This is a genomic window from Bacillus sp. GMs2/2 (genome assembly GCF_050172095.1).
GTDB lineage: Bacteria > Bacillota > Bacilli > Bacillales > Bacillaceae_G > Bacillus_A > Bacillus_A cereus.
The window spans coordinates 1-5952 of record NZ_JBNLYE010000256.1; the positions used below are offsets into that span (position 1 = coordinate 1).

Genomic DNA, 5952 nt, shown 5'->3' on the forward strand with positions numbered 1-5952 from the left:
TCAACAAATTTCATAATAAAAAAACATACAGAATACTTCACTTTAAATAAAGTAATGTATTCTGTATGTTTTCAAATAGTTTTTATCTATCTTGTATGTATAAATCCCAGGCTTCATCAAATATAGACATACTTTCTAGCATTCCGCTCAACTCTAAGTATGAACTAATTTCATCATAGTCTTCAGATTGCTTCGGAAAACTTAAATCATCATACATCGCCTCTGCTAAATCTGAAATTTCATTTCTAAATAAAGCTGCACGATGCTTCATCATATAATGGTAAAATGTCTTTTTCAAAAATATTCCCTACCTTTCTAACTTGGGTACATTATACAAGGCAAAAAAGAAAAAAACCAGCATAAAAGCTGGTTAAAAGTCGAAATAATTTCTTTTTAATAGACGCGGTCTTCCCATTAATTCTTCATATGTTAGTTGTTTTGGTAAATCTTTCGTGTAAATTAAGAATAATTGATCTTCAATTTCTTTTACTGTATGGTCTGATTGATAGTCCATCCCACACGAGGAACAAGAAATACATGGTGTCTCTTGGATTTCAATGGCTTTCGTACCATCTGGTAATTCCCAATATACAGTATTCAAGCTTTCTTTCGCTTCTGTACTGTCACACCACATACAATTCATACTGCATCACCCTCAGTTTTTTTGTCGTTTTCTTCTAACTTAGCCATTTGTGCTTGATATTTTTTATCTTTTAATTGATCGCGCTTATCACGTTTATCTTTTAAAGATGCATGAGTATCATTATCTTCGTAGTCTTTACGACGGTTCATACGCTGTAAGTCGTCTGGAACGAGGTTAAATTTCTTATCGCTCATAAGACCTGCGATACCAACATCTGAACGTTTTTCTTCGTAGTTCGGATAAATCTCTTTAAAGTATCCTTCCGCTCTTCCTGGAATATAGCTCTCTGGCTCTGGATACGTCGTAATAACACCTTCAAAGTTACGAAGTACAACTTTATCTGCACTTTGTGAGATTAAATAGTTTGGTTGAAGTGCAATTTTACCGCCTCCGCCTGGCGCATCAACAACGAATGTCGGAACAGCATAACCAGATGTGTGTCCACGTAAACCTTCAATAATTTCAAGACCTTTAGATACTGGTGCACGGAAGTGACCGATACCTTCAGATAAGTCACATTGATAAATGTAGTATGGACGTACACGGATTTTTACTAAGTCATGCATAAGTTTTTTCATAATTGGAACGCTGTCGTTAATACCAGCTAAAATTACTGCTTGGTTTCCGACTGGAACACCAGCATTCGCTAACATTTCACATGCCTTTTTCGATTCTTCAGTAATTTCAATAGATGTATTGAAATGTGTATTTAACCATACTGGATGGTATTTTTTAATAATGTTACATAAGTTTTCTGTAATACGTTGTGGGAATACTACTGGTGCTCTCGTTCCGATACGAATAATCTCAACATGCGGAATCTCTCGTAAATTTTTTAATACATATTCTAAAATTTTATCGTTAATTAGAAGTCCGTCACCACCGGAGATTAATACATCTCGTACTTGTGGCGTTTCACGAATATAAGCAATTGCATCATCTAATTGTTTCTTCGGTACACCCATTCCAATTTGTCCACTAAAACGACGACGTGTACAGTAACGACAATACATAGAACATTGATTTGTTACTAAGAATAGTACACGGTCCGGATAACGATGTGTTAGCCCTGGAACTGGTGAATCTTCGTCTTCGTGAAGTGGGTCTTCTAAATCATATTTTGTTTTATATAACTCTTCCGAAATCGGTACTGATTGCATCCGAATCGGACAGCGTGGATCATCAGGATTCATTAGCCAAGCATAGTACGGTGTAATGTTTAACGGGATCGTTTTCGTTGAAATTTTAACGCCCTCTTCTTCTTCAGGTGTTAAGTTAATCACTTTTCTTAAGTCATCTAACGTTTTGATCGTATTCGTTAATTGCCAAACCCAATCATTCCATTGCTCTTCAGTAACATCTTTCCATAATTCGATATCCTTCCAGTGACGATTTGGTTTGTATACATCATGTAACATTGCTATTCCCCCTTTTTATACGCTCATCCTTTATATAAGCAATAGTTATGCCAACTTTACATTGTTGATAAGTAAATGTGCGGAGAACCCTATTACATAAGCAAAAAAATATTTTTAAGCGTTGTATGAAATCAATACTTAACATCATATTCATTACTTTTTATATATGTAAACGCTCTTTTATTCGTGCAAACACACAAAAACCGCCGATTATTCGGCGGTTTTGTCGTACTTGCTCAGTTTATATTGAAGCGTTTGACGAGGGATACCCAACATTTTTGCGGCTTGTAATATATTCCCTTCCGTTTCAATCAACGCTTGATCTATTAATTCTTTTTCTGTTTGATGAAGTGCTTCTCTAAGTGGCATTATACCCTTCTTCTTCGAAAACTTCTCTTTCCGAAATGTACGTGGTAAACAATTGGCTGTTAATGTATTCCCTTCTGCAATAATAACAGCATGTTCAATCGTATGTTTTAACTCCCGGACATTTCCAGGCCACTGATAAGCTTGCAGTCTATCTTTCGCTTCCTCATCAATTTGAAGTACACCTTTTTTATAACTTTTATTATATTCTTTCAAAAAATAAGATGCTAATAATAGTACATCCTCAGTTCTTTCACGAAGCGGTGGGATATATAATGAAAATACGTTTAAGCGATAATATAAATCAGTGCGAATTTTATTCTCTCGTAAACATATTTCTGGAGGCTGGTTCATTGCGGTAATAACACGAACATCTACTTTTCTCGTCTTATTATCACCAATTCTTCTAATGACTCCATCTTCTAACACTCGTAACATTTTTGCCTGCAAATCAAGAGGCATTGAATTCAGTTCATCTAAAAATAATGTACCACCATCAACAAGTTCAAATAGCCCAGCTCTTTCAATCGCTCCCGTATAGCTTCCTTTTGTCGTTCCAAACAATAAACTTTCTAATAGCGACTCTGGTAAAGCTGCACAGTTTTGTGCAATAAATGGCTTGTTTTTTCTTTTAGAAGCTTCATGAATTGCTTGTACAAACAGTTCTTTTCCTGTTCCTGTTTCACCATATATTAAAACATTCGCGTCTGTTGGTGCTACTTTTTGTGCTAACTCTTTCGTCTGTTTAAACCGCGTATCATTTGTCACTATCGTCTCAAATGCAGCGTGCTTTTTAATCACTTTTTTTCTAGATGATCGCTTTATTTTCGACTGTAAGTCAACAATTGTGTCAGTAAGTTTTTGAATTGTAGAGTAATCCTTTGCAATTTCAACAGCCCCAGCAATATTACCATCTATAAAAATAGGTAACGTCGTATTTACTGTACAAACATCTTCACCATTTAAATTTTGATAATGTTGTACCTGATGTACGATAGGTTTTTTTGTATCTAGTACTTTCATCAATGTACTCGTTTCCCTTGATAAAGACGGGAACGCTTCTAACAGATGTTTCCCTAACACTTTTTCAATCTTGGATCCATCGTGTTTTGCAGCTACAGAATTATAAAATATTGTAATTCCATTTTCATCTACAGCGTGTATAGCCTCATCAATACTGCCCAAAATCGCTTCAATGACTTCTTGTGTCGAAACTGCTAGCAATGTCATCCCCCCTCTTGCCGAAAATCCGGCAATTACATGCCGGATTTTCGGCACACCTATGTGCGATTGTAAGCATGACGATTCCGTTCTATAATTTTGACCAATTTTATATTTTAATTAGATAACTCGAAACTCTAATTAGTACAGCTTTTCGAACACCCAGCTCCACCTAACTGTTTTGCTTTACAACCAAATTTTGAGACGGAAGTTTTACTGCTTTCGAATAACTAGATAGATCTTTCACCCATATATTCATATCTTCCAACTTATCGAAAATGTAGCAATTATTCGCCAGTCTTCCTGTATACGTATAGCCTAATTGATGAAAGGCAGCATTCATTCCGAAAGAAAGGGATCGAGCAATTGTATAGGAGCAGAAAATAGATCTTTCTCGAAGCTCTTCCTCTAATTTAATTAGTAAACTTTTCATAAATCCATGTTTACGATATTCAGGTAAAGTAGCACAATTCGTTAATTCTGCATTCCCTTCCTTTATGTTCATTTCTGCAGATGCTGTACTAATAATTTTCCCCTCAAATTCATACACGTAGTAAATTGTATCGTCTTCTTTCATCGTCTGTAATACATAACTCGCTTCATTTAAAGGTGTCGGATACACTTCAAATACTTTTCCGAAGACAGTTGCTAATTCTTCTGCATCTTCTTCAGTCGCTTTTCTCAGCAAAAATTTCTCTGGAACTACTTTTTCTTTTATTTCTTTTCCTTTTACACCGCTTAATATAGTATCTTCCTCAGTCCAATGCATACTATTTCGTCTTTGATCATTATTATATTTCACAAAAAAGTATGCATCGTGTCCTTGAAAATAATGAGGTATCGTTGCTTCCAACAAAAAACCGAAAGAGAGCCATGTTGAAACATGCTCTCCCTTTCCTTTAATAATACATTTAGTGAAAGAATGTTTCTCTGCTAGTTCGTCAATTGTCTGTATAATACTTTCAACATTTCCTGTATAGTGATCTACCCGGATACGTTTATTAAAATAATCTAAAACGCCTTCTACTGTATAACAATTCGTCTGTTCTCTAAAAGATTCATAGTATTTCATTTTTTCACCTCACACCAATCTAGTAATGTACATGCAATAATTTTTGCGGCAGCTATCATTTTATCAACTTCTATATATTCGTTTGGATAGTGTGCTACTTTCGTCTCTCCTGGACCAAATACTATTGTTGGTACGTTTGCAATTTGTGTAAATAAACCTCCATCAGTCCCCCACGGAGATGCTTCAATAATTGGTTCGTTCCCTTCGATTTCAACAAAGTTATGATGAAGTGTTGTAATGAGTTCATGATTTTCTTCTAATTCACCAGGAACCCATCTCGCTCCAAACCATTCTACTTCTACCGGATTTTCAACAAACCAATTGTCCACATCATTTAATTCAACAATCCAATTCTCAAACTCTTCTTTTGCCGCCTCTATAGTCTCATTCGGCGCAACACCGCATCTTCCTTCTAAAATTAATTCATCGGGAACAGAACTTGGCCAACTCCCTCCTTCAATTTTGCCAATGTTAATTGGAATTGGAATTGGAATTCCTTTAAATAACGGATCTGTAATTCGACTATTTCTTTTCTCCTCTAGCTTTCTTACATGTTCTATAACAAACATGCTTTTTTCAATTGCACTAACCCCTTCATAGCGCGTTCCACCGTGTGCAGCTTTCCCTTTTACACGTAGACGAAACCACATGGAACCTTGTTGTTTCGGGAAAAACTTCATATTAGTAGGCTCTGGAATAATGACACCATCTGCTTTATATCCTCGTAATATAGTTGCTAATGTCCCTGCTCCACCACTTTCCTCTTCTATTACACTTTGAAAATAGATGTCTCCTTTTAATTCAATATTAGATGCAATGATCGCTTCCATCGCAAGCATAAGTGCGACATTTCCGCCCTTCATATCCGTCGTTCCACGGCCATATATACGATTCCCTATTTTCTCACCGCTATAAGGGTGATGTTCCCACTGATTCACATCCCCTTCTGGAACTACATCAATATGCCCATTTAATATCATAGATTTCCCGTCGCCACTTCCTTTTAAAGTTGCTACAATATTTGGGCTATCTGAAAAACTTGTACGGGGTGATACAAAATAAGGATGATCTTTCATTTTAGAAAAGGAGGGCTCCCATATATCGAGATCTAAACCTAATTCACGTAATTTTTCAATCACAATTGCCTGCGCACCGCTTTCATCACCAGATACGCTCTTTTCTTGAATTAATCGTTTTAAAAATTTCACACTTTCCTCTTCATGGCTCTCAAT

The 5952-nt window shown here is 35.9% G+C and carries 6 protein-coding genes; all 6 read right to left on the bottom strand.

Annotated features, from left to right (window positions below; genetic code table 11):
• Window positions 1-82: 82 nt before the first annotated feature.
• Window positions 83-298, bottom strand: a complete 216-nt coding sequence (locus tag ACQGS6_RS21660) for a YozE family protein (protein ID WP_000750717.1) — start codon at window positions 296-298, stop codon at window positions 83-85.
• Between the two features lie 72 nt (window positions 299-370).
• Window positions 371-643 carry a YokU family protein gene (locus ACQGS6_RS21665; RefSeq protein WP_000995763.1) on the bottom strand — a complete coding sequence of 91 codons (273 nt, stop codon included), beginning with the start codon at window positions 641-643 and terminating at the stop codon, window positions 371-373.
• Complete coding sequence (gene ablA / locus ACQGS6_RS21670) at window positions 640-2061, bottom strand: lysine 2,3-aminomutase (protein ID WP_000902142.1); 1422 nt, start codon at window positions 2059-2061, stop codon at window positions 640-642. Before ablA ends, ACQGS6_RS21665 begins: the two co-directional genes overlap by 4 nt.
• A 210-nt stretch (window positions 2062-2271) precedes the next feature.
• Window positions 2272-3657, bottom strand: a complete 1386-nt coding sequence (gene rocR, locus ACQGS6_RS21675; RefSeq protein ID WP_011110073.1) for an arginine utilization transcriptional regulator RocR — start codon at window positions 3655-3657, stop codon at window positions 2272-2274.
• A 163-nt stretch (window positions 3658-3820) separates the two neighbouring features.
• A complete protein-coding gene (gene ablB, locus ACQGS6_RS21680) occupies window positions 3821-4720 on the bottom strand; it encodes a putative beta-lysine N-acetyltransferase (protein ID WP_000878606.1) in 900 nt (299 codons plus the stop codon).
• The coding region (locus tag ACQGS6_RS21685; RefSeq protein ID WP_426965580.1) for a peptidase at window positions 4717-5952 on the bottom strand (1236 nt) is incomplete at its 5' end. The genes ablB and ACQGS6_RS21685, both read right to left, overlap by 4 nt.

Excerpts from the sequence above, each read along its gene's own strand:
- ablA (WP_000902142.1), bottom strand. The coding sequence starts at position 2,061 with ATGTTACATGATGTATACAAACCAAATCGTCACTGGAAGGATATCGAA.
- ACQGS6_RS21665 (WP_000995763.1), bottom strand. The coding sequence starts at position 643 with ATGAATTGTATGTGGTGTGACAGTACAGAAGCGAAAGAAAGCTTGAAT.
- ablB (WP_000878606.1), bottom strand. The coding sequence starts at position 4,720 with ATGAAATACTATGAATCTTTTAGAGAACAGACGAATTGTTATACAGTA.
- rocR (WP_011110073.1), bottom strand. The coding sequence starts at position 3,657 with ATGACATTGCTAGCAGTTTCGACACAAGAAGTCATTGAAGCGATTTTG.